The sequence below is a fragment of the ANME-2 cluster archaeon genome, from assembly GCA_014237145.1.
Lineage (GTDB): Archaea > Halobacteriota > Methanosarcinia > Methanosarcinales > Methanocomedenaceae > Methanocomedens_A.
In genome coordinates, this window is record JAAXOC010000100.1 from 20,788 (window position 1) to 46,915 (window position 26,128).

At 43.4% G+C, this 26,128-nt stretch carries 27 protein-coding genes; 15 read left to right on the top strand and 12 right to left on the bottom strand.

What is annotated here, in order from left to right; genetic code table 11:
- Positions 1 to 8 precede the first annotated feature (8 nt).
- The 4 genes from HF974_13700 to HF974_13715 all read right to left on the bottom strand — a co-directional run bounded on the left by HF974_13700 (position 9) and on the right by HF974_13715 (position 5,770).
- Positions 9 to 869: a hypothetical protein gene (locus HF974_13700; protein MBC2699355.1), complete on the bottom strand. Its 861-nt coding sequence runs from the start codon at positions 867 to 869 to the stop codon at positions 9 to 11.
- Complete coding sequence (locus HF974_13705) at positions 866 to 2,800, bottom strand: hypothetical protein (protein ID MBC2699356.1); 1,935 nt, start codon at positions 2,798 to 2,800, stop codon at positions 866 to 868. The genes HF974_13700 and HF974_13705 overlap by 4 nt, the downstream gene beginning before the upstream one ends.
- Positions 2,800 to 5,274 carry a type II/IV secretion system ATPase subunit gene (locus HF974_13710; protein ID MBC2699357.1) on the bottom strand — a complete coding sequence of 825 codons (2,475 nt, stop codon included), beginning with the start codon at positions 5,272 to 5,274 and terminating at the stop codon, positions 2,800 to 2,802. Before HF974_13710 ends, HF974_13705 begins: the two co-directional genes overlap by 1 nt.
- A 76-nt stretch (positions 5,275 to 5,350) precedes the next feature.
- Complete coding sequence (locus HF974_13715) at positions 5,351 to 5,770, bottom strand: type IV pilin (GenBank protein MBC2699358.1); 420 nt, start codon at positions 5,768 to 5,770, stop codon at positions 5,351 to 5,353.
- A gap of 548 nt (positions 5,771 to 6,318) precedes the next feature.
- Between HF974_13715 and HF974_13720 the strand changes: the two genes are divergently transcribed.
- From HF974_13720 to HF974_13750, 7 genes are all read left to right on the top strand, one after another.
- The gene (locus tag HF974_13720) at positions 6,319 to 7,185 is read left to right on the top strand and encodes a hypothetical protein (GenBank protein ID MBC2699359.1); all 867 of its coding nucleotides are present in this window, start codon (positions 6,319 to 6,321) and stop codon (positions 7,183 to 7,185) included.
- Complete coding sequence (locus tag HF974_13725; GenBank protein ID MBC2699360.1) at positions 7,145 to 7,906, top strand: KaiC domain-containing protein; 762 nt, start codon at positions 7,145 to 7,147, stop codon at positions 7,904 to 7,906. The genes HF974_13720 and HF974_13725 overlap by 41 nt, the downstream gene beginning before the upstream one ends.
- Before the next feature lie 189 nt (positions 7,907 to 8,095).
- Complete coding sequence (locus HF974_13730; protein MBC2699361.1) at positions 8,096 to 9,244, top strand: SIS domain-containing protein; 1,149 nt, start codon at positions 8,096 to 8,098, stop codon at positions 9,242 to 9,244.
- A gap of 9 nt (positions 9,245 to 9,253) precedes the next feature.
- On the top strand, positions 9,254 to 9,964 hold the full coding sequence (locus HF974_13735; protein MBC2699362.1) for a hypothetical protein: 711 nt from the start codon (positions 9,254 to 9,256) through the stop codon (positions 9,962 to 9,964).
- Positions 9,957 to 10,304, top strand: a complete 348-nt coding sequence (locus HF974_13740) for a peptidyl-tRNA hydrolase (protein ID MBC2699363.1) — start codon at positions 9,957 to 9,959, stop codon at positions 10,302 to 10,304. The genes HF974_13735 and HF974_13740 overlap by 8 nt, the downstream gene beginning before the upstream one ends.
- 79 nt (positions 10,305 to 10,383) lie before the next feature.
- A complete protein-coding gene (locus HF974_13745) occupies positions 10,384 to 11,052 on the top strand; it encodes a glutaredoxin (protein MBC2699364.1) in 669 nt (222 codons plus the stop codon).
- Positions 11,053 to 11,546: 494 nt separating this feature from the next.
- Positions 11,547 to 12,710, top strand: a complete 1,164-nt coding sequence (locus HF974_13750) for a methionine adenosyltransferase (GenBank protein MBC2699365.1) — start codon at positions 11,547 to 11,549, stop codon at positions 12,708 to 12,710.
- Positions 12,711 to 12,985: 275 nt separating this feature from the next.
- On the opposite strand, the gene HF974_13755 is transcribed toward HF974_13750, so the two are convergent.
- From HF974_13755 to HF974_13790, 8 genes are all read right to left on the bottom strand, one after another.
- On the bottom strand, positions 12,986 to 13,243 hold the full coding sequence (locus HF974_13755; GenBank protein ID MBC2699366.1) for a type II toxin-antitoxin system HicB family antitoxin: 258 nt from the start codon (positions 13,241 to 13,243) through the stop codon (positions 12,986 to 12,988).
- Positions 13,236 to 13,496, bottom strand: coding sequence for a type II toxin-antitoxin system HicA family toxin (locus HF974_13760; GenBank protein MBC2699367.1), 261 nt, complete (start codon positions 13,494 to 13,496; stop codon positions 13,236 to 13,238). The genes HF974_13755 and HF974_13760 overlap by 8 nt, the downstream gene beginning before the upstream one ends.
- 273 nt (positions 13,497 to 13,769) lie before the next feature.
- Positions 13,770 to 13,919 (bottom strand): hypothetical protein, encoded by a 150-nt coding sequence (locus HF974_13765; GenBank protein ID MBC2699368.1) that lies wholly within the window; start codon positions 13,917 to 13,919, stop codon positions 13,770 to 13,772.
- Positions 13,920 to 13,963: 44 nt separating this feature from the next.
- The gene (locus tag HF974_13770; GenBank protein ID MBC2699369.1) at positions 13,964 to 14,104 is read right to left on the bottom strand and encodes a hypothetical protein; all 141 of its coding nucleotides are present in this window, start codon (positions 14,102 to 14,104) and stop codon (positions 13,964 to 13,966) included.
- A 157-nt stretch (positions 14,105 to 14,261) separates the two neighbouring features.
- Positions 14,262 to 14,732: a methyl-accepting chemotaxis protein gene (locus HF974_13775; GenBank protein MBC2699370.1), complete on the bottom strand. Its 471-nt coding sequence runs from the start codon at positions 14,730 to 14,732 to the stop codon at positions 14,262 to 14,264.
- 2 nt (positions 14,733 to 14,734) lie between these two features.
- Positions 14,735 to 14,872, bottom strand: a complete 138-nt coding sequence (locus HF974_13780) for a hypothetical protein (GenBank protein ID MBC2699371.1) — start codon at positions 14,870 to 14,872, stop codon at positions 14,735 to 14,737.
- A 43-nt stretch (positions 14,873 to 14,915) separates the two neighbouring features.
- Complete coding sequence (locus tag HF974_13785; GenBank protein ID MBC2699372.1) at positions 14,916 to 15,557, bottom strand: MBL fold metallo-hydrolase; 642 nt, start codon at positions 15,555 to 15,557, stop codon at positions 14,916 to 14,918.
- On the bottom strand, positions 15,523 to 18,309 hold the full coding sequence (locus HF974_13790; GenBank protein ID MBC2699373.1) for a DNA polymerase elongation subunit: 2,787 nt from the start codon (positions 18,307 to 18,309) through the stop codon (positions 15,523 to 15,525). Before HF974_13790 ends, HF974_13785 begins: the two co-directional genes overlap by 35 nt.
- Before the next feature lie 271 nt (positions 18,310 to 18,580).
- Here HF974_13790 and HF974_13795 point away from each other — a divergent pair, with 271 nt between their 5' ends.
- The 8 genes from HF974_13795 to HF974_13830 all read left to right on the top strand — a co-directional run bounded on the left by HF974_13795 (position 18,581) and on the right by HF974_13830 (position 26,123).
- Entirely contained in the window at positions 18,581 to 19,303 is a 723-nt protein-coding gene (locus tag HF974_13795; GenBank protein ID MBC2699374.1) for a hypothetical protein, read from the top strand.
- Positions 19,273 to 19,911: a protein-L-isoaspartate O-methyltransferase gene (locus HF974_13800; protein ID MBC2699375.1), complete on the top strand. Its 639-nt coding sequence runs from the start codon at positions 19,273 to 19,275 to the stop codon at positions 19,909 to 19,911. The genes HF974_13795 and HF974_13800 overlap by 31 nt, the downstream gene beginning before the upstream one ends.
- Positions 19,912 to 20,012: 101 nt before the next feature.
- The gene (locus HF974_13805; GenBank protein MBC2699376.1) at positions 20,013 to 21,221 is read left to right on the top strand and encodes a hypothetical protein; all 1,209 of its coding nucleotides are present in this window, start codon (positions 20,013 to 20,015) and stop codon (positions 21,219 to 21,221) included.
- A 239-nt stretch (positions 21,222 to 21,460) separates the two neighbouring features.
- On the top strand, positions 21,461 to 22,087 hold the full coding sequence (locus HF974_13810) for a site-2 protease family protein (protein MBC2699377.1): 627 nt from the start codon (positions 21,461 to 21,463) through the stop codon (positions 22,085 to 22,087).
- A 234-nt stretch (positions 22,088 to 22,321) separates the two neighbouring features.
- On the top strand, positions 22,322 to 23,380 hold the full coding sequence (locus tag HF974_13815; GenBank protein ID MBC2699378.1) for a methanogenesis marker 9 domain-containing protein: 1,059 nt from the start codon (positions 22,322 to 22,324) through the stop codon (positions 23,378 to 23,380).
- A gap of 258 nt (positions 23,381 to 23,638) precedes the next feature.
- Complete coding sequence (locus tag HF974_13820; GenBank protein ID MBC2699379.1) at positions 23,639 to 25,375, top strand: histidine kinase; 1,737 nt, start codon at positions 23,639 to 23,641, stop codon at positions 25,373 to 25,375.
- Between the two features lie 4 nt (positions 25,376 to 25,379).
- Positions 25,380 to 25,589, top strand: a complete 210-nt coding sequence (locus HF974_13825) for a hypothetical protein (GenBank protein ID MBC2699380.1) — start codon at positions 25,380 to 25,382, stop codon at positions 25,587 to 25,589.
- Positions 25,590 to 25,811: 222 nt separating this feature from the next.
- Entirely contained in the window at positions 25,812 to 26,123 is a 312-nt protein-coding gene (locus HF974_13830) for a DUF2627 family protein (GenBank protein ID MBC2699381.1), read from the top strand.
- Positions 26,124 to 26,128 lie beyond the last annotated feature (5 nt).

Consider the following 26,128-nt stretch of genomic DNA (forward strand, 5'->3'; position numbering starts at 1 on the left):
TGTCGCACCTACTCTATCTCCTGGTCAATACCCGAATCATACACAGAAAGAAAAATATCCAGCGCGTTTTTGTTACCATTCGTACCATATACCTGTACTTCAAGAGGCATTGTTCCGCTGATATTGTAACCTGTTGTGTCCCCTTTATTTCCTGGTGTGAGTCCCGCTCCTGAAAGTTCTTCATCAAAGAACTCACTCCATGCACTGGGATAATCGCTGAATATCAAAATATTTGATTGATTTGAGTTTTGATCACCTGTGGATTCTATTGTCTGGTTGTAATACCTCAACCTGGTCTCCACTATTGCTTTACTTTCACCTGCAGTTGAGGAAATTGACCCTCTTAAATTGATGGCATGTATCGAGATGATCGTGCGATCCGTCCCACTATTAAATATGTTTATCAGCGGGTCTGAGAACATTATCGGGGTTCCGGATCCATACATTCGTATAATTGCTCCATTCTCATATACAATAAACTCATCACCTGACTTATATTCTATCTTCCCTGTTGAAATATTTGTCGTATATTCCCCCCCATTTGCAGTATGTGTAAGATTCGTGCTGCTTGGAAATTCGGAGAGTGTACCATCCATTAATTCAAAATGTGTTTCCCGCGAAGGCGCAGTCCCTGAAATATCAGTAATATTGGAAGGGTCTTGCACCCATATTGGTCCACGCACTACCTCCTCGATGTCGTTCTGGAGTGATAAGAACGAGTTCATAGCCACATCCATCTTCGCAGTATGCTTGGCAGAATCGATCATTGGTACTCCAACCACCATGATCAATCCAATAACGACCATCATTGTAGATAAGATCAGCATCATGCCCAGGACTTCAGATGCGGCTTTTGTTGAGTTTATCATCCTATCACCAATATTTTAAATGAAGCAAATGCAATCAACATCATGATGAGCGAATGTTTAAAACCTAACCGTGGGTCACCTTCACCAAGGACACCAGCCATCATGCCTGAGAAGAAGCCTTGTATCAGTACTGTGTGGTAAAAATAAACTTCATAGAACGCAAGGTCAAAGTTCCTGACAAATCCCCCTCCTACTTGTCCTGCTGCTGCCATCTGGGGGAGAAAAGATGTTGCAAGTGTATGCACAATATACAGGTATACGAGGAATGTGACGTAAATGATGATCACATAGATCAGCATGTTCGTGAATTTATCCTTTTTGAGCTGTAGATTGATATTCGTGTCTATCGATGCAATATCCAGAACCTCACGAATATCACCGCTTGACTCACTTGCTTTTGTGATGAGTGCCGTCAAACGTGAGAGCATATTTATTTTTAATTTATTGGCAAACCGTGTGAAAGCTTCTTTTGTGCTTGCACCCCATGAGATGTCAGTATACATTCTCTCAATGTGAAAACGAAGCGCTCCACTTTCACTTCTGAGCAGGATTCGCAGTGATTCAGAAAGGGAGACACCGGTTTCATTAATGATTGAAAGGTTTTTCAGGAAATGTGGTATTGCCCTCTCGATCTTTCGCATCTTATATGCACGGATCTCATAAAACACGATATAAGGTATAAGTGCTATGATAACTGCAAGTAAAATGTAATCGGTAAGATAAGCAAATGCCTGGGCATACCCACTTGAAAGTGTATCCTGATTTGAGAGTGTAGGGATTGCAAGTGCTACGATTGCCGCAGGAATGCTAATGTAAAAGCTGAGTGCCGGTTCTTTATGGAAGGCATTCAGCGGATGTTTTATAATATTTAAATAATATAACCGTTTTTTAGCTTTCTCATATTCGTCGAAAAGTTCCTGTTCATTTCCTGCTGGTATTTCAGCTACTCTTAATCCCACAAACTTTTTCACTTTTTTAAGGCTCAAACTCCCGATGATCTGTTCATCCTTTGGAAGCATGAGGTCAATTAAGAATATGAACGCGATCGAACTGAATGGTATGATGACGTATGTCATACTCAGTAATAACCCTGTCATTGAGCCTTTCATGGCTCCGAGTGTTACGGCTACGATGAGTATAAAAAGAGGGGCTGCGACAAAACCTGTTACATAACTTTCTGCGATCATGCCCAGCATATCGAGAAAAAGCGAATGTTCTGATTTTGTCTTCCTCCGGTAACTATCTATCTGGATTTCCAGGAATTCAGGTATATCACCGCCGTTATCGATAAGAGTTATAAGATTTCCTATGAACTGGCTAAAACTCGGAGATGGCGTACTCATCTGGAGATTCTTAAGCGCTGTCATGAAGTCTGCACCCAGGAGTTCTGTATCACGTAATACTATGGCGAACTCATGTGAGATCTCTCCGTAGACGTTTGATAATTCAGCGATCGAACGGATGATCTCGATAATATTTGTTTCTCCTTTACTCAATGCATACATGTATGTAATGGTACTCGGAAGTTGAGTTTCAATTTTTACCTTCCTGATATTGGCTTTAGCAGAAGGATAGATCATGAATACAGAGTAAATAAGACCCATAAGGACCACAGAGGAAACCACTCCGGTTAAGACGATCAGGATATAATCCTTATAGGGCGTGAAAAAACGTAAGAATTCTGCTGCACCGGGATTGTAGAGCATCAGTGGCGGCAAGTCGACCAGCGTAGTTATTATAATCCCAATTATTGTGCCTATGATCAAGGTTGCGATTGCAGCAATGATCGATATCGCAATTGCTTCAGAGATATATTCTTCATATGGCTTGAAGATATGAGCACTTCTGAGCTGGCCCCTTGTTTTGAGGTACCTATCATGGTGGGATACAAAATTTCCGAACTTGTCGAATGCAAACTGGTTAAAGTTCATTAGCTGAACTCCTCACTTTGAATTTTCTGTATGAGTTTTTCCTGATTGGTGCTGAACTCTTCACTTTGAATTCTCTGTACGAGTTTTTCCTGATTGGTGCTGAACTCCTCACTTTGAATTCTCTGTACGAGTTTTTCCTGATTGTTGCTGAACTCCTCACTTTGAATTCTCTGTACAAGTTTTTCCTGATTGGTGCTGAACTCATCACTTTGAATTCTCTGTATGAGTTTTTCCTGATTGGTGCTGAACTCTTTGATTATATTAACAACTGAATCATAATCTGTGATATTCTGGTCGACCATATACTGAAGTACCAGTTCCCGGTGGTATAAAGTCAATTCCAGATGTTTTTTAGTCCATCCCCGCCGGTCTCTTATGTCCTCTAAAACCTGGGAGTCCCTTATTGTGCTAAAATCATCGTTGATCGGATTCCATCTGGATAATTCAAGTGTGTTAAGACTTCTTGTTTCCTGGTCAAGGTCAATGATCTCTATTAAATTCACTGAGCGCCTGATTCTTTTTCCCTTAATGTAGATAGCACTCTGCACAATAAGGATATCAAGTGCCGTGATCATGACCCTTGGCACGTTGATGGGTTCGTTCTCCAGCCTGTTGATGGCTGCCTGCACACTGCCTGCATGCATTGTTGAATATGTGGTATGTCCGGTACTCATTGCCTGGAAAAGAGTGAGGGCCTCTTTACCCCGGACTTCCCCGACAAGAAGGTATTCCGGACGCTGCCTTAACCCCTGGCGAAGCAGGTCGTACATGTCAACGGAGCCTTTACCTCCGTCCGTGAACGGTTCTCGTGTTAAGCCTGCTATCCAGTTTTCATGGTAAAGCTGCAGTTCCCGTGTATCTTCCAGGCTGACTACTTTTGCCTTTTGAGGGATAAAAAGGGAGATCGCATTAAGTGAGGTGGTCTTCCCTGATGCTGTGCCGCCTGCCAGGATAAGGCTCTTATTGTTCTCGACGGCAAGCCACAAATATGCCATTATCTCCACATTGTATGTCCCGAAATTAATGAGGTCCACAGGAGTGAGGGGTACTTCCTTGAACCTCCTGATCGTAAAGGAACTCCCGCGGGTTGTAATCTCTCTTCCCAGGGTCTCTTGAAGGCGGGACCCATCAGAAAGCGTGGCATCCAGAGACGGTTTGGCTATTGAGATATTCTTACCGCTTCGCTGTGCCATTAGAAAAACGAAGGAGTTCAGTTCTTCTTCTTCGTAGATGAGATTGGTTTTGATGTTCTCATATCTTCTATGGTAAAGATACACTGGTATATCCGGCCCACTGCAGGATATATCCTCGAGTTCCGGATCTTTCATTAACGGATCGATACGACCGAATCCAATGTTGTTCCTTGTTAAATAATATACAATCTTGTGAAAAGTTTTGAAATCAACGTCCTGGATATATTTATCAATCAGTTCCCTGACTTTACTTGTCAGGACCTCTGTCCTGTCAGCTCCATTGATCAGGTCCTTATATGACAGCAGGTCACGGGACCTTTCATAGATATCCCTGAGAAGTTTGGCCTCGAAGGTTGACATTTCAGGCTCGGCAATAAAATAAATATAATCATCATCGGTTTCGTTGTGCTGGATAGAAACAAAAGAGAAGGGGTCATTTACCCAATAACGTTCAATTTCTGTGTAGCCCGGAATACCTTCAAAGTATATGTTGAGTCTGTCATCTGCTGTTTTTACTATTAATTCATCTGTTCTGTCGTCATCGATTTTCAGGCAAACCCTTGTTTTTTCGTCATCAAGTCTTAGCGAAAGACTGTTTTTCACATCTGAATATATGTTAAACTTATCATTTACTGTCTTTACAGTAAATTCATCAGTTGTAACACCATCGATTTCCAGGCTTACACTGGTTTTTTCTTCGTTAAGTGTAAGGATAAGCCAATGATCTTCACCAAATATTTCAATGATATTACCTTCATTGATGTTATCAATTCCAGTGGTTACACCTTCGTTGATGTTATCGATTTCAGTTGTTTCAGCCGAATCCGGATCATCATGATTTTGTTCATCAAATGTTCCAGTGGTTGTATCTTCACCGATCTTTTCAATTTTAGCTGTTTCCACCCAATCCAGGTCATATTTCTGTTCCAGGATTTTTTTAAATCTTTCTTCATCTTTTCCCGGAATTTCGTGCCAGCTGAACAATAACCCATCAGATACTTCAATGGTCATATCGTCATCGGTTTTTTCAATTCCGGCAATTTCTAACCAGTCAAAACTATAATTCTTATTTAGAAAATCTCTAAGTTTTTCGTCATCATTCCCGGGAATTTCATCCCAGGTGAACAAAAACATTTCCAGATCTACAATTTCCCCTTGAACCTCTCTGTCATATGGCTCAATTTCAGTGACTTCTTTATCTTCCGGCAAAGTGTCATTTTTCCTCAACGCTAATTGAGGGAATTTGATTTTTTCGAACTCGGTTTTTATATTTTCTAACATTATGGTCCCTCCCTGTTCCTGGCAGAATGTATGATTATAAAAAAAAATGCCCCAAAAAAGGGGCATAAATTAAGGTTTATTTAACAACCACTTGTACGTTTGCAATTAACTGGCCTGTAGGTTCGTCCATGACCATTATCTCTATGATGTCACCTGCAGTAGTTGAAGTTGTATAATTGTAAGCAATTCTTCCTCCAGGTGTTAACGTACCTGACCCATTAAGAGGGTCATTAACCGTATTAAGTGAGTTGCTATTGTCTGCATCTGTTATAGTTATCAGACATTCTCTCAATAATAATGCATCTCCACCTTCATGTTTGATCAAAACATCTGATGTATTAGCTGAGAATTTCAGCTTTGCCTGCGGTGCTTCATCAGGTTCTCCTACTCCAAACATGAACACGGCTATGATCGTTGCTACTATCACTGTTATTGCCACCATCAGGATAACCCCAAGAACTGGCGATACTGCTTCTTCGTTCTTTATATGTCTCATTTTTTTTAACTCCTGTTTTTAAACTCCTATTTTTTATCTCCAATTTTAAACCACTGAACAAAAGAATAATAACTTAGTTTTATTATTTCCTTTGTCCAGTGATTTTAATCACAATTAATTAATACATTTAATTATATATAAATCCTTTGTATAAATATGGTGCACTCATCATAGTAGTTCAATAAGTTGAATACCAGTTTCCTGGCTAAAAAATAAGGAACAGATTGAGTAGCAGTAGAGGTGATTGTTTCCTTCTTTACAGCCTGTCCGGAAACAAGATGTGTATACAAACTAAGCATAATTTATCCAGTTAAAGAAAAATACTGTTAATAATTTTAAAAAATATTCCAGTTTGAATAATTAATACTAGATGTAATATCAACTCGTTTTGGCACAAGTTGTTCAAAAGAGTTTTTCCACATTAATAGCAGAATAATTGGATTTTATGTGCAAATATTCATTCGAGTCTACGATAAAGACTTGTAGGCAGGTATAAATATGCTGAAGTGATTTAAAATTGAATATGGTTTTACCTGGGATTTACAAGCATGGCACTTAATAAGATACCTTCAGGTATAAAAACGCTGGATACCAACATCAATGACGGTTTTCCGGCAGGTTCAGTAATACTGCTCCTTGAAGATGTGGGCGCCGGTGCACGTGAATTCGTCTACACCTCTATAGTTAACAACCTCAACCTGAAAGCTGATCCCTCCTATTTTGAAATGATAAATAGGAAGCATGAGAAACAAAGCCATGAAGGTGAGATCAATACAACACTTGCACTTCCTGATGAGATATACTACATCTCTTTATCGAGATCAAAAGAAGACATATTAAATGAGAATGCCTATGCTTTCCACGAAGACTTTTTCAACACCTTAAAAGAAGGAGTGAACTTCAAAGAGCTTTCTGATATCTACTTCCGTCAAAGTATTATCAAAAATCTATGGCTCACAGATAAGAACAAAAACCTGGATTTCGATAGTAATTCTAATAAGAACATCCTTGAAGAGATTTCAGATCTATTTGAGGAGTTTGCCGCAAACAATATCGTGATACTTGATTCACTGACTGAACTTATGTTATATGAAGGAGATTATTTAAGCAAGAATGATGTTATTATGTTCTTAAAAAGCCTGGTACGAATTTCAAAAGAATGGAATGGTTTAATATATTTATTACTAAATACCAGAATCCTCGAAACCAATATACAGGAAATTATTAGTGATACCGTTGATGGCGTGCTCACTTTTGAATGGGATAAAAAATCAGTGAAATTGCAACGCAACCTTTGCATCACAAAATTCAGGGGGCTGTTGCCCCAGCTCGAACAGAACAATATTGAAAAATTCGAAACAAAAATAACTTCCAATGATGGATTCGAAGTCTCAAATATCAGGAAAATTATCTGAGACCTGTCCAAACGGACGTGTCTCTTCGGGTATATCCGGACTTGATAAAATGCTCAATGGTGGTTTTCCACAGGGGCATATTGTCGTTGCCATGGGTGATCCCGGTACTGGAAAGACCACACTGGCACTCCAGTATATCCACGATGGCCTGGATAAAGGAGAGTCCTGTATTTATATTAGTATCGAAGAGGAAAAGGAATCTTTAATTTCAACTGCTGCCTCCTATGGGTGGGATCTGCAGGAATACATCGAAAACAATAAACTGGAATTTTTAAAACTTGATCTGTCAGACATTAAAACCCTGGCCAGAAGGATCAGGGTCGAATTACCGGAACTTATAGAATCATCTGGAGCAAGTCGTATTGCAATTGACTCGATCTCTCTTTTCAACATTATGTTCGATAACTCTATTGAAAGCCGCATAAGGTTAGTTGATTTAAATAAGACAGTCAAAAAGTCAGGAGTCACAGCTTTATATACCTCTGAGATAGGTATGAAAAATTCTTTTCATTCAAGAGACGGAATTATCGAATACTCTGCCGACGGCATATTATTTTTACAACAAAGTGAAATTGGATCGGATATACGATTAGTAATTCGGATCATAAAAATGAGGAGAACCTTGCACGATCGGCTGTACCGGCCTTACGACATTACCGAAAATGCTATTACAGTGTATCCTACGGAAATGGTATTTCAGGATGAGGGGCCTGGTGTATAGATTGTCTAACTTACTATTGTCATATCATTTTTACTCTGACTGAATATGGAACAGATACTGCTTCAGGCAAGAAGGAAGACAAGGTGCCCCACATTGCGTTTCGCCCCTTAAGATCCAGCGCCTGTTCATGTCGTTTTAGATAGGATAAGTTTATTAAATTCAAAACATAATAACATTAAAGGATACAATATGACTTCCACTGCTAAATTTTATGATTCGATTGACATCCAGCTCAAATTTCTTGAACAACTCAGGCATATCCCGGAGGAAGAGATTGGCGGACTGATAAAAGTCCTGAGAGATTTTATTTTCCAGGCCGATACAAAACAAAAGGTCATATACGGCATCGGTGAGGGCAGGAGTGCACTGGCCCTATATGATTTTCTCCACCAGTTATTGAAATATGAACCGCTTTTCCCTGCCACCCTTGACGATCCCATCCGCCGCTACTTTGACCCTGACAGGTCCAACATGATATTGTCTGCATCGGGCTCAGGTGGCACTGAAAGTGTTATCAACTATCTTGAAGATGCCCACCGCCTGGGTGCAAGTGAGATACTTATCACTGCTAAAAGCAACTCGCCTGCCTATACAAAAATAAAATCACACAATGGTTTTGTCTTCCTGATCGAAGATATAAAACTTGAAAAGCCCAGCGAACTGGCAGTCATGGGTTCTGAGTTCGAACTGAAACTGTGTACTCTTTTAAACAGCGTACTGCCTGCCCTGGACAGCGGCGATGTCAGTTTATATTACCAGCAGATGGACCATTATCTTAAAAATGCCAGGCTGCTTCGGAATTTAGAAAATGAATACCTGCGGTCGTGGATAGATAAGCTGCTGAACCGCAGGGGGCATTTCATAGTGGACGGCGTAGGACGGTCCGGATTCGTGGCAAAAGCTTTAGGGATGCGTATGACACACCTGGGCCAGCATGTCTACATCAAAGGCGATGCCACCACTCCCAGTTTTGTCAGGGGCGACGTATATATTCCCATCAGCGGAAGCGGCAATACCAGGGAGATCCTGGAAGGGATGTTGAAGGCCCGCAGCAAGGGAGTGGACGTGTTCCCTATTACTGTAAATAAAAGCTCCAGAATGGTTGAACTCCTGGAAGAATGGGGATATGAGGATAATATCATTTTCATACCTGTGGAAGAAGGAGACATGGGCATCTTCCACGACAAGACGCCCAGTAAGATCAGAACTACAAAGTTGAACCAGATGCGTCCATCTATTTCTGAGATCAACTCATATATTTTCACCAATGCCATTATTGCCTCGGCCATTGATTTTTTAGGCGTTGATGAAAAATACATGAAACGAATACACTGGTAGGGATAAAGGATGGGATTTAAACACACGTTTAAAAAACTAATAGGCCAAAGTGTGGCAGATGATTCCGGTGCTGCCCGGGAAGATAATAAGCAGGTAGTAACTGCCATGGAAGATAAAAAGCTAGTAGTAGCTGACATGGAAGATAAAAAGCCAGTAGTAGCTGCTGGGAATGTACATACCGCCCCGGATTCTGCAGTTGAACAGAAAAATGTAGTATCGAAGGCATCACCCGATAGCTCAGGTAAGGATAAAGATCAAACAAAGCAAATCAGGCAGGTGGGCAGCAAATGGGAACACAAGCATAACGACCTGGACTGGCACTCGATGTCCATACCCCACCCGGTCCCACCAAAGGTGCAGGCCGAAAAAGAAGTGCCAGGTGAACCTGCCGCACCGCTAAGAGCCCATCAACCCCGACCACCCGACCAGGGGCAGGATGGAAATAAACCCATATCAAAACAGGACATACTCTGTAAGTTCGTGGTGCAGCGCGGGCAGAGGATCGGTGAGACCATATCTATTGATGGCGGGCATCTTGTGTTCAAGCACGGGGCTGAGAATCTGTACATTCCTATGTCCTCCATATCCGGATTCACTGATGAGGACGTGGAGATAGGTGATTTCAACAGGGATGAAGCCTTGAAGCTTGGTGAAGAATGGCACCAGCGAACCACGGACACATTGAAATTCGATGGGAATGGGATGCTCATAAATGACTGAATACAAGCAGTGTATCGTAACCCGTGATGACCTTAAACTCTCAAAGGGCAAACTGGCTGTACAGGTAGCACATGCAGCCGTAACAGCCTCTGATTTTGCTGATAAGAAGGAACGTGATGCCTGGATGAAGGACGGGCAAAAGAAGGTCGTACTTAAGACCGGCACCCTGCAGGACTTATTTCTGTTAAAGGAGTCAGCGCGCAGGGAAGGACTGTCCACTGCTCTTATCACTGATGCCGGGCTTACGCAGATACCTCCCGGGACCGTCACTGTACTGGGTATCGGGCCGGCAGCGGTTGAGAAACTGGATAAAGTGGTGGGTAAGTTGAAACTGGTGTAGTGCCTTTATCGACATTTAGATATTTGATCAATTTCAACTATTATTTGAAAATTCAAGGGAAGCAGCAGGAGGTTATTGTATGGCAGTGATACAGGACAAAGATAAGGAGAATATTAAGAAAAAGCTGGATAAAGAGCTTGAGGGTAACGTAAAATTAATAATGTTCACCCAGGAGAACGAATGCCAGTTCTGTGCCGATACCAGGGGCATGGTGGAAGAGTTGGCAGGCATGTCACCAAAGATCGAAGCCGAAATCCATGATTTTGTCAAGGATGAAAAACTGGCAAAGTCCTACGGGGTTAAGAAGATCCCTGCCATTGTGATGCTGGGGGAGAAGGACTACGGTATCAGGTTTTACGGCATCCCGTCGGGTTACGAATTCAAATCGTTCCAGGAAGACCTGGTCGATGTGTCCAGGGGCAGGACAGACCTGTCAGATGAGGTGGTGAAAAAACTTGCAAATGTTAAGAAGCCAGTGCATATACAGGTGCTTGTGACCTCTACCTGCCCTTACTGCTCAATGGCTGTTCGAACAGCCCATAAACTTGCCATTGAGAATGAGCACATAAAAGCAGATATGGTGGAAATGGTAGAGTTTCCCCACCTGGCCCAGAAGTATATGGCCATGAGCGTGCCCAAGATAGTTATCAATGAAATAGTGGATTTCGTGGGTGCCCAGCCACCTGAGCATTTTGTGGAAGAAATTATGAGGGCACTGCGTGCAAGCGACAATCCGATGTATTCATAAATATGTGTCTATCGCAATCATTACCGGGATTCCTGCACCCACTGTTTGATCTGCCTGGCACCAGGGTGAAATTGGGGTGACATCAGGGATGTTTTTAGTAATATGGTTGAGTAATTGGGGTGGAATAAATGGAAACTATACAATGCTCCTGTAGAGTACGATAAGCCAATTGTAGAGCATAGTCAGCCATAATACTGCGATTTAGAGACTTTTTATTATTTAGCATGAAAGTACCCTTGGGTTCTTTCATCTTTTTGTGCATGTTATTCGAAGAATTTTATGTAGGTTTTCTTGTTACACTTAATTATCAGTTCTCTCAACCGTGGATGAACACAGATAAACACTGATACTGCATGCAAAATCTGTGTTCATCTGCGGTTCGTTATAGTTAAAAAGACCAGAAAATATTTAAAAGACTTGCGATTTATTCAGATATTGTTATAAATACTAAAGGAAATTCAGTTACAAAAATAGGTGAAATAATGATCTCAAATATGGAATACAGTTTATTGACCTCAGAGTCAGTTACGGAAGGGCATCCGGACAAAGTATGTGACCAGATATCAGACGGCGTGCTGGATGAGATCGTGAGACAGGACCCTACAGCTAGGGTGGCATGTGAGGCATTTATCAGTGTTGGTTTTGTGATAGTGGGCGGCGAGATCACAACCTCGGCTCATGTTGACGTACCGTCAATAGCCCGCGGTATCCTGAAGGAAATCGGTTATACCAGCGAGATATATGGTTTTAATTATAAGACATGCGGAGTGCTGAATGCCATTGGCAAGCAGTCACCTGATATTGCACAGGGTGTGGATGTGGGTGGTGCCGGTGACCAGGGTATGATGATAGGGTATGCCTGCAGGGAGACAGAGGAACTGATGCCCCTGCCCATCATGCAGTGCCACCGGATGTGCCAAAAGCTGGCCGAGCACAGGAAGAACAAGACACTTTCCTACCTTGGCCCGGACGGCAAGTCCCAGGCTACAGTAGAGTATAAGATGGGTGTACCCCAGCGGGTGGACTCGGTTATTGTCAGCTCCCAGCATACCGAGGAGATACTTGACAGCACGGGTGAGCGCATCACCCAGGATGCAATTGACGAGATCATTGATAAGGTGATCAAGGATGTCATTGACCCTGAACTGCTGGATAAGGATACTAAATATTATGTGAACCCGACTGGCAAGTTCGTGGTAGGCGGACCCCAGAGCGATACCGGCATGACAGGTAGGAAGATCGTAGTGGATACTTACGGCGGACTGGTGCCCCACGGCGGCGGAGCTTTCTCAGGCAAGGATTCTACTAAGGTGGACCGCAGTGCTGCCTATGCTGCCAGGTATGTTGCCAAGAATGTGGTCGCATCCAGTGTGGCAGATCGGTGTGCAGTATCTCTTGCCTATGCCATTGGTGTGCCTGAGCCTACTGCTGTTATGGTCAATACTTTTGGGACAGGTAAGATGAAGGATAGAGATATTGTGGGGCTGGTGCGCAAGCATTTCGACCTGACCCCTAAGAGCATTATCGAAACCCTTGACCTGAGGCGTCCAATCTTCAGGAAGACTGCGGCCTACGGGCATTTCGGCAGGAACGACCCGGACTTTACCTGGGAGCGGACCGATGTGGCCGAGGATATTGCAAAGTCGGCCGGGATTTAGGTTTTAAGTTATTGGTTTTGGGATTTTAGTAAATACGACCCGATATCAAACGATTTAAAAATTATCGAGGATTATAGCGAAAAACTGTATAGGGTGGGGGTTGGAGATTATAGGATTTTATATTTAAGTTGACTTAAGTGGCTATCTAATTGGTATTGACAAGAGATCAAGGGTATACTTACATTAATGTCAGATTGACACCGACACAGCAAGTCCTTGTTCAATATCATCATCTGTTCTTTTGCTGAACCCATGATAAAAATAATTGATGAATTCTACGCCAGTTCTCCATAAGTAGTCTGTAAATGTTGTTTTTCAAAGAGTTCTTTGAGGAGTTCTTTTCCATGAGGTTGTGGTATTTTTGTACCTTCTTTTTGAGCTACTTTAAGCCAGAGTTCCATTGCAATTTTAACTTCTTCTAATGATTCTTCTTCGGTATTCCCGAAAGCAGAACATCCTGGTAATTCAGGGACGGTGGCTATATAACCCTCATCTTCCTCGCTATAAAAAATCTCTATTGCGTACTTATACATCGCTGCCATCTTCTTCAGTAAGATTATATTTATCTATAATCTTGATTAATTGTCTGACCTGATAAGGCTTTGCTTTACCGGATACATTCTGGAAATTCAGCATTTCATTTATGTCCTTTCGTAAATAAATTCTATGGCTTCCTTTTCCACCTTTGAATTGAAAACCGAAAGCTTCGGCAATCCTGCATAGTTTCTCAAATCGAATATTTTTAGGATTATTTTTTAAATCCTCAAGCAACTTTTGTTTATGCATCTAGACGAATGGAATATATTTGAACTATAAAATAACTTCCTATATTTTTATCTAACGCAGCCATTTCTATTTAGCTGTAATTATCTCAATAACGTGAAACGGGCTTTCAAAGCACTACGCACCCACCAGTTCACCCATCACCGCCTCCATCAATATCCCGCCGCTGGTCAGTGATTGCTTGAGTTTCGCTTCAATCTCGTCGCAGAGTACTATGGAGCTGGTCTACCCTGACGACGGTGCCGGACTGAAATAATGATTTGTCTGAGGTTTAATTCAATCTAATAATTCTTCTGGCTTCGCGCCATACATTTTCGTTTTTATATTCTTTATGTTTTTTTTATTTCTGGTAACGAAAATCTCACATCCAGCAGTTTCTACAATCGCAAAAGCTATCGAATCATATGGGTCCAATTCATATTCCATCTGGTATTCCAGACATTAAAAAAATATTAGTGTCAATGTATATTTTAGTCATATTGGCTTTCACGAACCTTCTTCAAAAAATCTACGCTACTTGTGCATTCAGGAATAATTCCTTTGAATTTTCCAACCATTTGCTCAGCTACATGCACACCTGCTTCTGGTTTTAGTTTCTTCAGGAATTCCATAAGATTATATGCTTCCTGTGTGTCAATAACCATTTTCAATCACTAAATAGATTATTTCATTTACATTAGATAAAGCAGTCTATTGAGAAAATAACTTTTGAATACTATTTTTGCGCTACCAACTCACCCACCACCGCCTCCATCCATCATATCAAATTTATTCCTTCATGTGCTTCACATACTTCACCCAGCGCCTGGCATCTTCCAGCTTGTCCCTGAGTGCAATCTCATCAAAATCAGCCATCTTAATCTTACCCTCCTCCAGATCCCGCAGATCCATAATAGCCCTTACCAATCCGGCCGCCTCATCATAGAGCTGTTCAGCCTGGTCCCTGGTAAGTTTTGCCTTCTCAAGGCGCTCCTCATCAAACTTTTCCTTCTGGTCCAGGTGGAGGATCAAACCACTCACACACTTTTTTTCCTTCTCTGTCAATCTTCTTTTTTTGGTTAATTTCCATACCAGATTACGCAGCTTTATTTCACGACCATCAACAGTAATTTCTTCCGGCACAACCTCCCCCACCCATGTCAGATACCTGTGAAGTCCATGCAGCATATGGTCACGCTCTTTCTGGGGTATGAGCTCCTCAATGTCAAACTCTGTTAAATCATCATCCAGTTCATTCATTGCTAAAAGCCTCCCTGGAACAGTCCATCAACTCCCCTATACTGCGCACCCGTTTGGAAATATATTCTCCCTGCCCATGATGGGATACTGATCCTGCATATCCTGTGCTCCCACCACGTATGTACTATATCGTATTCCATATACGTTCAATAAACTGCCAAATAAGATAACTATTTTGGGATCTCACAAGTACGTCTGTGCAAGACGCATTGACATACTTATCTGGCCGGCAACATCATTATCAGTCACATCCCCATGCCCGGGATACATAACCTTAACATCCAGCCCCAAAAGAAGCTTCAGCGATTCCACAAGCTGCTCCTGGCTGCCGCCGGTCAGGTCAGTGCGCCCGAAACTGCCGCCAGGGAATACAGTATCCCCTGTGAACAGTATCTTTGATCTGGCATGGTACAGGCTGATGCTACCTGGTGTGTGGCCGGGAGTATGGATCACTTCCAGGCTGCTGCCGTCCCCCAGTTCTATCAATTCTCCGCCACACAGCAGGCGGTCCGGTGTAAAACCTGCCCCATGAGCCCCGAACATTGCAGACACGTTCGACACATCATCATCCAGTAGATAAATATCATCCTCATGCAGTGCCACACTTGCCCCAGTCCTCTTCCTTACTTCCTCCACTGCACCCCAGTGGTCATAATGCCCGTGGGTAAGTATGATGTTCTCAACCTCGTCAGGCTCCATTATTTCCGTAATCCTGTCCAGGATATATGATGCATTCATTCCCACATCGACCAGTACAGGTTTTTTTGTAACGACCAAAAAGGCATTGGCATCATAAGGTGAACTGTTGATCTGGTATACTTTCATATTGTGCTCCATTTTTTTTTAAAAAATCAAATAACCGGGCCTGGTTTTTCTTTACCTTAGTCTTACTTTTTTTTGCCTGGTTGCCAGTATGCCCCGTTTCCAGGCCGCCCCCGAAATCCGCAAGTCCTTTTTGCTTCTCATCATAATCCAGGACAGATGCATCCACACCCAGTTCCCTCAGGATACGTTCCACAGGCGGAAGTATCTGTTTTTTGATATAATAATCAACATCAAGGGCAATATTATTCTCCTTCACAAATTCAGGGTCCTCTGCCCTTTCAACAAACAGGCCGTTGCCAGCTGTTATCACAAAAGGTATCCTGTCCCCAACCGATGGCACAAAACCTGAGCGCCCCCTCATTTTCTCCACAACAGTCACATGGGGCTGTTTGTTGCGGTAACTTTCAGTCTTTTTAGTATATTTCCTTGTCAGCACCAGGTCATTTATAGCCGAAGGCTCGGATGCAATATCAATATTCCTCACACTATTGATGACCTGCCTGACATATGTAACAGCCTCTTCGACCCTGCCTTCCTTTAACACCAGTTCCAGTACATGGTTCAGGGTCTTGCTTGTAAGCTCACACCAGTCGCGCCTGACTGTTTCCATACCCTTCACCTTGATACTGTCAGACCATCCATCGACGCCCGGTTCAAATACCCAGACCGCATATCGCTTCTTTGCAATGAAAATGGAACGCCTGGAAAAACTCTCGAACTCCAGCTCCATCGGGTCAGGCAGTGTAGCAGATACGATACCTGAGATCTTGCGCCCCACTGCACCTGCATCATCCAGTGATATACCTTCAGGTGACAACTTTACGAACACACTGTCAGTATCCCCGTACACCACTGACAGGTCGACCTTCCGTGCCGTATCCCTGTCCAGTCCTTTCTCTGCCAGTTCCGTATCCCGATACGCCTGGTGGTTAATAATGTATATACTGCCGATCTGCCCTTCCACAACTTGCTTGGTGTTCAGGATGTTCTCCCTGCCAAAACTGGTCACTGAATTGGCCAGCGTGAGACTGTACAGTTTTGCCCTCGTGTAACCTGAATAACCGTAATAACTGTTCAGCAATATCTTCAGGGCATGTTGTGTGGCATCCAGTACCCGGGCTTCATCGCCTGAAGCATCTTTCATCCTCAGCTTGGTCTCGATGCGCTGGTTCAGCAACTCCTCAAGTATAGCGGGCACAATGCCGCGCTGAACATCTGATGATACATACTTGCCGCCCGAAGGGGTTACCACCACATCGCCATCAGGCACATCACCCACGATCTCAGTGGTATAGCACAGGTTGTGCGCCATCATGATGGTGGGATAGAGCGACTTATAGTCCAGTATGACCACATCCTCCATCAGGCCCTTTTTTGGATCCAGCACCTCGCCGCCTTTGAGTTCTTCACTTTTCACCCGGCGCTGGTGGGCCAGGTCGCTATCTGGCCTGGGCGCCATGACCCTGTTGTGGGAACGGTACTCCCTGAGCAGGATGTTCTCTACCATATTTGTCTGCCCGCCGTCCAGTATGTCCTGGATCAGGGTGCCACTGACCCTGGATAATGCCATGAACCTGTCCAGCAGGCTTAACTGCTGCAAAAGGTCCATTGCCAGTTCAGCATCCCGCCTGGCATAATCTATAAATTTCCTGAACTTCTCACCTGTATCGTTCCAGTATTCTTCCATATCTGCCGGACTGACATCCAGCTTCTCCTTATCCAGCAGTTCCCTGGCAGTATTCTTCAGCGTATATTGTTTCAGGCTGAAATCCCGCCTGAGGATGGGTAGTACGTCCACAGCAACACGACCAGCCATATAGATTTTTGTCACATATCCGATCTTGCGGTAGAACACTGACCTGCCGTCACGGCCCATTGCCGATTTTATCTTGATCTTGCGCCCAGCCTCCAGGGTCTTTACTCTGTCTACGATATATGGAATATCGAACCCGTTGGAATTGTATCCAACAAACATGTCAGGGTCATATTCCCTGACAATCTTAAAGAAGCGCTCAAGCATTTCCACTTCATCAGGGAAGCTTTCAGTGTCACTGTCCAGCCCCTCCGCTTTTTTTGACAACAGAACAGTAGTACTGCTGCCATTGAATTCTGGCTCGAATGTGCAGCTTATCATGATGATAGGGGCTTTTTCAGGCACAGGCATGCCGCCGTCGATTGGCAGGCATTCGATATCGAATGCCATGTATCTCAACTGGGAATTTGGGATAATATCCACAGGTATAACAGTATCTGCCACGATCTTAACCTGTGATTCCACCTCGAACAGGTTGATACCATTGAACTTATCCTCTTCCAGCGGTTCCGAATCGGTCTCGACCCAGGACATGCCGCCAATACCCGAATCGATCATGAACCGGTTCCTGAACAGTATATCGGTTTCATATATCCCAGAGACGCCCCTGATATCCAGGATGTCATCCCTTATGGCAGGTACGCCTTTTGGATCCTTGAGGATGAGTTTCAGCATGGTGGTAGGTTTTTCAAAATATCCTACGGGTTCGTAGCGTTCTGTTAGCTGTACGTCGGTTACGTGTTCTGTGAACGTTGCTTTGATATTTTCTGCCAGTTCGCTTGCCTTTCCAGGGTTATCAGGTTTTAAAAAGAAATACGGTTTAAAGCCTGGTACAAAACAGCAAATACTCTGCCCGGCTTCGTTCTTACCGTACAGGCGTATGACCGGGTTGCCCAGATCATCATAGGTATAGTCTGCATCCAGGATCTGGAATTTCATCTGGTCATATAGTTAATTTGGAATTGACTTAAGAGTTTCCAAAACAGGATGAATATTGGCGGTATAGAGGCTGTCCCACATCCAATTTCCACATTGCTCAATCCCCTTGTCAAAAAGTCTCTTAATCCCAGATCCTGTTTAATATTTCCAAAACCATCCCACCGTTTCCTTTCGTTTACAGATATAAAGATTAACTTGATCCACCTTTCATGCTGGCATCGAAGTGTTTACTATCATTCGGTACTATTAGAATGCGAGGAATGAAAGTAGAATGGTACATGAGATTATTCAGGCACAGTGTCCCAATTGTTCACCACATGAACCTGTGCCCCACGATATACTGAAAGAAAAACCAGACATATTGATAAAATGCACACTGTGTGATGCAATCCATCCTTATTACTCTGAAAAAAAGAAGAAAACAAATATCAGGGTTGTTATCAGTGCAGGCGATAACTCCACCAAAAGCACAATTGTCCAGGATAATGATGAGATCATATCCGTGGATGATGAGTTCATAGTGGAAAGCGGACCCGAAGGCGATGCCAGTTTTGTGCTTGTCACATCAATCGAATCAGGCGACAAACGGGTAAATAGTGCCAGGGCCGATGAGATCGATACAATATGGACCAGATATACGGATACAGTCACGACCAAGATATCCATCACACGAGGCTGGCAGACAGAATCCATTGAAATGGAAGTGCCTGGTGAACGGGAGTTCACAGTCGGGGAAATGTTGTCGTCAGGGTCTAACAGTTTCGTAATAAAAAAGATAAAGGTGCGTGATGGGAAATTCCTTAAAAGGAACGGGGAGTGCATCATGGCAAAATACATCAAACGTATCTTTGCCGACTCCTCGGAACGGATGGAATGGTTAAGGGATTACAAAAAGACCGGGAAAAAAAGACCGGGAAAATCATACTCAGGCGGACCTGTGATCAAACCACGGGGGCCTTCAACATGGACCTTGAAAAGGAAAGAAGGCAACTAATAAATGGATTAAGATCAAGATATCCGGAAATCCGGGACAGGGTTCTTGATGCAATGGTACGTGTGCCCAGGCATAGTTTCATGAATGAAAGTGAGCAGAGGTTCGCATATGCAGACAATCCGCTTTCGATCGGGGAGGGACAGACCATATCCGCACCACATATGGTGGCCATAATGTGTAACCTGCTGGAGCTTGAGCCCGGGCAGAAAGTGCTGGAAGTGGGGGGAGGTTGCGGATATCATGCTGCTGTCATGGCCGAACTGGTCCGCCCTGGCGGACATGTATATACAATTGAACGTATCCCATCACTCGCCGCGTTTGCAGGAAAAAACCTAGCCAAAACGGGATATGAAGATGTAACTGTCATAATCGAGGACGGCAGCCAGGGATTGCCTGCACTTGCTCCTTTTGACAGGATATCTGTTGCGTGTTCTGCGCCTGAAGTGCCTGAGGTCCTGGTCGAACAACTGGCAGCAGGTGGAAAAATGGTGATACCTGTGGGCCGTTACATGCAGGAACTTTACCTGATCACGAAGTCGAACGGCGTAAAAAAGGAAGCAAAGGGTGGGGTCGTGTTTGTACCCCTGGTTGGAAAATACGGATTCTGATTCCAATAAGAAATTTGTTACTACGGACCAATCATATCCTTTACAACCATATCCTTTACAGTCACATCCTTTAATGTAGCCGCCCCCCAATATACCTGAACATGCCTTCGCTATGTGTATCCTGTAAGGGGAAGGGGCTGTGCGGCCGTCCTGCCTGCCCCATACTTGAGAGGTTCAAGTCACTTGGCACAACTGCCAAACTTTCTGATAACATTTTCGGTGCATCTCCGCCCTCGGTCTTTGTGGGACGGTACGGGTATCCACAGGTATCTGCAGGACCACTGATACCGCCTGAGGTCACGGGCAGTGATGCTGCTATCTATGACAGTCCGGGCTCATGGAACAACTTGGGTATCAGGGATATTGTGGGACTCAGGTCCAGCCTGGTCAGGTCAAATATGAAGTTCAATATCAAGGATGCTTCAAATCCTGATACCATGCTACAAAAGACCCAGGAACTGGCATTATCTGAAAAACCTGTAGATACAGAGGTATGGTTCAGCAAGGTGCCCCGCGTGGGACTGCGTTTCGATGGTGTACTCTCGCCCATGGGCCCGGCCGGAGAGGTTACAAAGCTGGATATTGCACAGAACCCGGTAGTCCCCAGGCAGGTGGATAAAGCAGTAAGTGATACCGATGCCAGGGCTGTTGATGAAATAGAGGAACTCTATAACGCAGATATCACTGTGGATCACATTAACAGGTTACTTTCTATCGGACTGCTGGGAAAACAGCGCAAGATCGTGCCCACCCGCTGGTCCATCACCGCCACAGATGATATGGTCGGGAAGATGTTGATCGATGAGATCCGATATTTCCCTGAGGTGAATGATATCCTGCTGTACAGCGGAGGATTGCACGGTAACCACTTCGAGATACTGGTATTTCCAGGTGCCTTTGCGTACGAATTAATAGAGATATGGATGCCAAAGGCTGTATGGTCAACCGGGGCAACTTCGGTAGAATCGGATTGGGAGGACTATAGTGGCAAGAAAGGATACTCGAACCTGGGCGGCGGGTATTATGCAGCTCGCCTGCCTGTGCTGGAGCACCTGACCCGGATGCGCCGCAGTGCCAATGTGTTCGCGATCAGGGAAATTACGCCCGATTACTGGGCACCCCTGGGGGTATGGGTGGTCAGGGAAGCTGCCCGGGAAGCAGTGTCATCGGTCCCGGTGAGATTTGATTCAGTTAACGATGCACTGGATGATATGTCTTTGCGGATTAATACCGTTAGCGAGATGTGGCGACCCGAATCAAAACTGCTGGACAGGAAGATGAACCAGAAGAGGCTAATGGATTTTCTTTAGGATTGTGTAAATGAAGACATAATTGAAGACACAAATGAAAATACAAACGAAGATAGAAAGTCAAGAAAATGCTCACTTCGTTCGCATTTTCTAAGCCTACAGGAAAGTATATACTTTCCTATTACGTTGAATAATATTAAATCATAGTATCCTCATAGGTTCTTTCTATGCCTGAAATTGAACAGTCCCAGGTGAGCGGTCTTGAAGAAGTACATTTCCAGACTGTGCGCTCGAAAAAAATGGCCATATTCAATACAAGCAGTACTGAATTGAAACATCTGTTCATTTCCTGGGTGGCAATATCCTATGCATTCGCCATTATGCTCGCATGGTCGGACCTGGGTGGTAGGAGGCCCACGAGCTCTGAGATATTCGGGCCGTTTATCACTGACCTGTTCATAATCTCCCTGATCACAGTGGGTATATCCTTTATATTCCATGAAATGGGGCACAAGTTCGTTGCCCAGCAGTACGGTGCATGGGCCGAGTTCAGGATGAGTTTCGGGATGCTGCTGCTGGCCATTTACATGGCATGGCAGATCGGTATACTGTTTGCAGCACCCGGGGCCGTGCAGATATTCGGACCTCATATTACCAAAAAACAATACGGTAAGATCGCTGCCTCCGGTCCTGTGATGAACCTGTTTTTGGCTTTTGCTTTCATGCCGCTGTTAAATGGTACCGGGTTTTTAAACGATATAGGTCGCCTGGGTGTGATCATCAACCTGTTGCTGGCAGGATTCAATATGCTGCCGATCAGCGTACTGGACGGGCGCAAGGTGCTGGCATGGAGTCCGATTGTATACATCGGGTTGTTCATGACAATAATTGTTGTAGGTATGTTCTTTGTTGCCATATTGATATAAGAATGGAAAAGACGTCACTCCTGCAATAATTAACAAATAATCACTTATATTTTCAATTTGCTGTTCGATTCCAGTAAGACTTTTATAGTTTAAACAATCTGGAAGATTCCTGAAAAAATTCGAATTACCATTCACATTGCCTGTGAGGAATCATAATTGAACACAGAACTGATTGAACCATTCGATCTGAAGATCGGATATCTTACTCCAAAAAACCCTATTGCTCTTGCCCCTATGGCAGGTATTACCAACAGCAATTTTGCACAACAGTTCACTGACCATGCAGGACTGGTGGTACTGGGTGGTTATAACCTGGATGATAGTACAAACGATGCTGCAAAAAGAATTGCCCAGCGCGGGCGCAGTGAGTTCGTAACAGATTCACCAATGGAATTCCTGACATCTGAGCTGGAAACAATTACTGGTAACTCTGATGATTGTGCTGTCCTTGTTAATGTCAGGGCGGCAGATATCGATGCATATGTTGAGGCTGCCCGTATCGCTAAAAAATACGGAGCAGGTATTGAAATAAATGCACACTGCCGCCAGCCCGAGATCATGGAACTGGGCGCAGGTCAATCCCTGCTTGAGCATCCTGATACCTTGCGCGAGATCATTGAGGCGGTCAAGGGTACAGGAGTTGTAGTGTCTGTCAAGATCAGGGCCAATGTGGTTGACGACTTGATGACTGCCTATATGATTGAAAAGGCGGGTGCCCATATCATCCATATCGATGCCGTGGGCAGACATGGGGCTGACGTCAATCTCATAAAAAGGATACGCAACATTACATCCCTGTTTATTATTGGTAACAATTCGATCGTTGATTATTCTGGAGCCAAGTCCATGTTCTCCAGGGGTGCTGATATGGTCTCTGCTGCCAGGGCAGTATTAAAAGAACCCAACACCCTGCGGTTCCTTGTGGACCAGATCACCTCATACCAGATAACTACAGGCTGGTATAATTCGCCAAAGCACATATGCGGCGGTGGGGACCTGCGGGCACTGGCTTTTTGCTGCCTGCCAGTAAAACCCTGTGCAGTTCACAATGCCCTTAACCAGATCGGTATGTCAGCCGAGGAGTTTACAAAGCTGAAACTGCAAATCGTGGAAGGCACACTCCTGGAATATGGGGATAGTACCTGTTTCGGCAGCATGGCATGGTGCTGCAAGATCACCAAACCATGTTTCTTAAGGGACGGCGTGCTGGAAGTGGTGGGTCTTTCTGATATTGACTTTATGCGTCTTAAAAAGCAGATGTCTGAAGAAATACTGGCACACCGAAAGCGATAAATAGTAATTTTTAATCTGGAAACATACTGATCACAATCAACTATGAAGGTGAAAAGCAGTTGTACTTTTAGCCGTACTTTTTCAAAACTTTGATGATTCAATACAATATAAAGAAAATGCTCACTTCGTTCGCATTTTCTAAGCCTACAGGAAAGTATATAATTTCCTATACGTTATAGAAATTGAGCAATTCACACATTATTGGATCTATCTAAATTATGGTGGTATAGTATTAAAAAAGAAGAAAAATTCTCACTAATGGAAAAACATGAAAAAAAAGTAATTTTCGCAATCGTAGTTATTAGTATCCTTTTTTTACTTTTAATTGTCTTTACGGGAATAAAAACCCACAATGATGTAGATAAAGTTGTAAAGCAGGAATTCAGTAAACAACAATTGCTCCTTGCCAAGCAGTTTTCAACTGGTGTAGTGGAATTCCTGAATGAAAAAGTTGAATTGACAGAATCAATAGCCAAAAACCATGCAAATGATTCTCCGGAGGGATTCCAGGCATTATTTATAGATATCTACGAAGGTAGCACAGGTTATCATGCCCTGGAGTACATCAATGCCAGTGGTGTGGTTGTTGCAGGTTATCCAGAAGAGAATGTTCCTATTGGATATAACCTGTATGAAAATAACAGGGAATATCCTATTGAACATGCCAGGGACACCAGGGATACATATTGTACGAATCCGGTTGGTCTTTTTGAAGGGGGTCTTGGTTCGTTTATCTGGGTCCCGATCTTTGATGGAGAGGAGCATAAAGGAACCATACTTGGGATAATACGAATCTCCACTCTTGCAGAAAAATATCTCGAACCTTACGATTCTTCCGGTTATGTATATCTTGTTGACAGGAACACACAGGTATTGTATGATGGGTCCGGGCAATATAATGCAGGAGATAATTATTTTGATATACTTAATGAATCAAATCCGGAATGGATGCACATCATGGAAGAACAGTTGAACGGGGCAGAAGGAACTGCAGAATTGACTCTAAATGGAAAAAACAATACATCAGAAAACAAGATGATAGCATTCTCCCCTATAGAGTGGCGGCGGCGGTTATGGTCAGTGGCGATTGTAAGCCCTTCAGAGGAATTTGAAAAAATTGTAAACCCGGCATTAGTGAAGCATACAGTCCTCGTATTATTCTCTGCCAGCATCACCTTACTTGGTGGATTCTCCCTTATCCTGCTGCTTACAAGCTGGAACAGATCCCTGAAAGTTGAAGTTCACAATAAAACCTATGAACTCAAGCAGTCCAATGAATTCCTGGAAAAGGCAAACCAGAAGCTAGAGGAACTGGATGGACTGAAATCCGACTTTGTTTCCATGGTTTCGCATGAACTCAAAATGCCCCTTGCTGCCATAAAGACTTCAACCGAACTGTTGAAAGATGCTGACGGGAGCGAATTGATCGATAAAGATGAATTGATCGAAAGGATAATGCGAAATGTTGACCGCCAGACACGTATGGTCAATGACCTACTGGATCTTTCCCAGATCGAATCAGGTATGATGAACTTCAAGAAAGAAGAGGTAGATCTACACGAAGTTATCAGTACATCTATCGAGACTGTTGAGAAAACCGCCTATGACCTGGGAATAGGTATTTACACATCCGTTCCCGAACACATGCCCGGCATTACTGGAAATAAGGATGCCCTTGTATCCGTATTTGTAAACCTGTTGAATAATTCCCTTAAATTCACTCCCTGGGGGGGCAGGATCGATATTGACATCGTGGAACTTGACCAGTATATACAGGCCACTGTAAAAGATAATGGAATTGGATTGGGAACTGATGATATTGAAAAAATATTTGAAAAATTCTATCGCGTGGGTAATGATATATACAATGATACCAACGGGACAGGCCTGGGTATTGCCATCGCAAAAGGGATTGTTGAAGGGCATGGAGGTTCGATCCAGGTAGAAAGCAAGGAAGGCAAAGGTATAACATTTACCTTCACAGTAAAAAAGTAGCATTATGATCGTACAGGAAGATGCTGAGGATTTCAATGAACTTGACAGGAAGATCGAGGAGGAAGCCCGGAAGAGGACTAATTCTGTCCTTGTCTGCCCCCAGTGCAATTCGACAAACGTCACGTATTACATGGGTCTTAAGACCGGTGTCCAGTACCAGTGCAAGGAATGCGACTATGTGGGTGCATTCATAATTGAAAGGGACAAAGAATAGAACTTACAATTAAATTCTCTGTTCGGTCGGATTAACTTGACTAGATAATCTTATAGATCATATACTACGAGAAAGGTATAACAAGTCATAGAAAACGTACATGAAATTCTTCGAATGACATGCTCAAAAAATGAAAGAACCCAAGGGTACTTTCATGCTAAATAAATACAAAAGTTTTTTTACCTAAAAGCCTTCAATGAAAGGATGAGGAGATAAAACAAAATGAATGCAGAAATCGAAAAATGGGCTTCACAACAGGACTTACTTGCACTGCTATACTCACTGATCCTGGCAATAATATCCACTGCTATTATCTGGATACTTGATAAGTTCATGTTCAAGCACACGGATTTCAGTCCGCTGACCGAGTTCCAGTTCTATGGTGTTCTTTTTATTGTGGTTTTTGGCTTAATTGCGGGTCTTATGTTTTATAGGGAAAAGAAAGAGACTGCAGAAGAAGTAAGTGAGTTCAGGACCAAGATGGACAAAAAAAAGCTGAAAAAAGCCAAAAAGGCAAAGGTCAGGTCCCGATAAATCTT